At 61.2% G+C, this 2545-nt stretch carries 1 protein-coding gene; it reads left to right on the top strand.

What is annotated here, in order from left to right; all coding sequences use genetic code 11:
* Positions 1–613: 613 nt before the first annotated feature.
* Positions 614–2470, top strand: a complete 1857-nt coding sequence (gene ltrA / locus K4S16_RS44190; protein WP_149265116.1) for a group II intron reverse transcriptase/maturase — start codon at positions 614–616, stop codon at positions 2468–2470.
* Positions 2471–2545: the final 75 nt, after the last annotated feature.

Genomic DNA, 2545 nt, shown 5'->3' with positions numbered 1-2545 from the left:
GTGCGACGTGAAGTCGCACGTTTCGAGTGAATGCATGATTGGAGGTCGATGGAAAGTCGAAATGCATTCCAGGCTAGTGTCTGAGCCTGTCCCCGCCGTGACATGCGTGCTGGCTTCCTGAGCCAGTGGGTGTGAAGCTCACGGAAATCCCAAGGGGGCCGATTCCGTCTCGGCCCTACAGGTGGGGAAGGTCGAGTGCGGGGTGAACGCAAGTGAATCTTTGGTGATGCTCCGTTATAGGGACTCGCTGAGACGGGTGGAAACGCAGCGTGACAGGGACGGGTCGTTGAGACGCGGCCGGCGGCGGGCAAGGAAACCACTTGCACCGTATGGGCACCGCTGTCCCCGGGGTAAAGAAGGCACCCAATCTCGGCCGCTTCTCGAACGTGTGGAACATGGAAACCCGGGTCAGGTCCAACGAGGTTGGTAGGCCGATCGCAAGAGGGGCACAACTCCTGGCCTGGACAGGATGCTCAAAAAGCCAACGCCGGTGGCCGAAAGGCGACAGGAAAGCGGATGCGATGCCAGCCCTCCAGTGGCTCGTCCGTATAACTGGCCGGATACCGGGCCCATGCCCGGACGCGAAGGCGTGCTGACGTGAGCAGGTGGATCTTTGAAGGAAACTGTCTATGGCAGCCGAACCGAGGGGCAAGTTGGACGCCGAAACGGCGAACGGACCCGAGGGCCTGCCGATCCCGGAACAGGGGGTCCCGATCTGGATGAGAGTCCGGAGTGGGACCGTATTGATTGGGCCGAACAGGAGAAACAGGTACGCCGCCTACGACAGCGGATCTTCAAGGCGGTAAAGGAAGGGGACCTGGCGAAAACCAGGAATCTACAGAAACTCATGCTGCGGTCGCAAGCGAACACATTGGTGAGCGTGCGACAGGTGACGCAGCGGAACGCTGGACGACGAACGGCGGGGATTGATGGCGAGGTCGCTTTGACCCGTCAGGCCAGAATGCGCATGGCGGAGCGAGTGCATCGCTGCAGGCAGGATTGGCGCCCCCGTCCGGTCCGGCGAGTGCACATTCCCAAGGCCGGTAACCCCGCGCGCATGCGTCCGCTCGGTATACCGGTGCTGACGGACCGATGTCATCAAGCGCGTGTCCGGAATGCACTGGAACCCGAGTGGGAGGCCCGGTTCGAGGCCAAGTCATATGGCTTTCGGCCGGGGCGAGGGTGTCATGATGCGATCGAGGCCATCTACGAGACGTGCAAAAGCAAGACCGCAGCACGCCTATGGGTGCTCGATGCGGATTTGGCTGCGGCATTCGACCGCATCGACCACGAAACGCTGATGGAGGCCATCGGCCTGTTTCCCGCTCGGGAGATGGTCCGTGGGTGGCTCCGGGCAGGAGTGTTCGAGGCGGGACGCGGGTTCGCTCCCACCGAGGAAGGAACTCCGCAGGGCGGGATCATCAGTCCGCTACTGCTGAACGTCGCGTTACACGGTCTGGAAACGGTCGCTGGAGCCAGGTACAGAACTGCCGGTCCCAAGGCAGGACGAAGTTATCCGGATTCTCCGGTACTGGTCAGGTACGCGGACGACCTGGTGGTGCTCTGTCACACCCGCCGCCAGGCCGTGCTGATCAAGGAGCGACTGGCGCGGTGGCTGGGCGGTCGGGGCCTGTCCTTCAACGAGGATAAGACCCGCATTGTCCATGTGGCCGAGGGGTTTGACTTTCTCGGCTTCAACGTCCGCCGGTATGGCTCCAAACTTCTGATCAAGCCTAGTAAGGCGGCCGTACAGCGGATCAGGTCGAGGCTTGCGTTTGAAATGCGTCGGCTGCGCGGCGCAAACGCGAAAGCAGTGATCGCCGCCCTGAATCCCGTGATCCGGGGGTGGGCGGCGTATTACCGACCGGTGGTGTCGTCGAAGGTTTTCGAAGATCTCGACACGCACGTGTGGAGACTCACCTACAAGTGGGCTACGCACAGCCATCAGAATAAGCCAAAGTCTTGGATTATCCCCAGGTACTATGGCCAGTTCAACAAGTTCCGGAACGACAGGTGGGTGTTCGGGGATCTCGAGTCCGGCGCTTACTTGGTGATGTTTCGGTGGACGGAAATTAAGCGGCACGTCATGGTTAAAGGATGGGCGTCTCCGGACGATCCTCTCCTGGCCGAGTACTGGGCTCACCGCCGCAGACGGAGTAAGCCACCGCTCGATCGGTACACCATCAGGCTATTGGACGAACAGAACGCCATGTGCCCGATGTGCGGGGACTATCTGCTGACCGCAGAGCAGCCACCACAATCCCCACAACAATGGGAAAGCTGGTGGCAGCAAGTTACCCGGCGAGCAATAGCGGCGAGCTATCTTCTGATCGTGGATGCCCTGGAATCCGGCCGCCATGGTGGCGCCAGGACCCGCTTAGTGCATACACACTGTCATCGAAGCTGGCTTTATAGCCGACGACGAGGCAAAACGCAGCGTGATCCTAAATCGCCGCTTGGATCTGCTTGAGCCGTGTGCCGTGACGAATGGCACGCACGGTTCTGAGGGGGCGGGGGCGCAGTAATGCGTCCCCGCTACCCGACC

The sequence above is a fragment of the Actinomadura sp. K4S16 genome (assembly GCF_008327685.1).
Lineage (GTDB): Bacteria > Actinomycetota > Actinomycetes > Streptosporangiales > Streptosporangiaceae > Spirillospora.
This window is presented reverse-complemented; position numbering and strand designations above follow the sequence as displayed.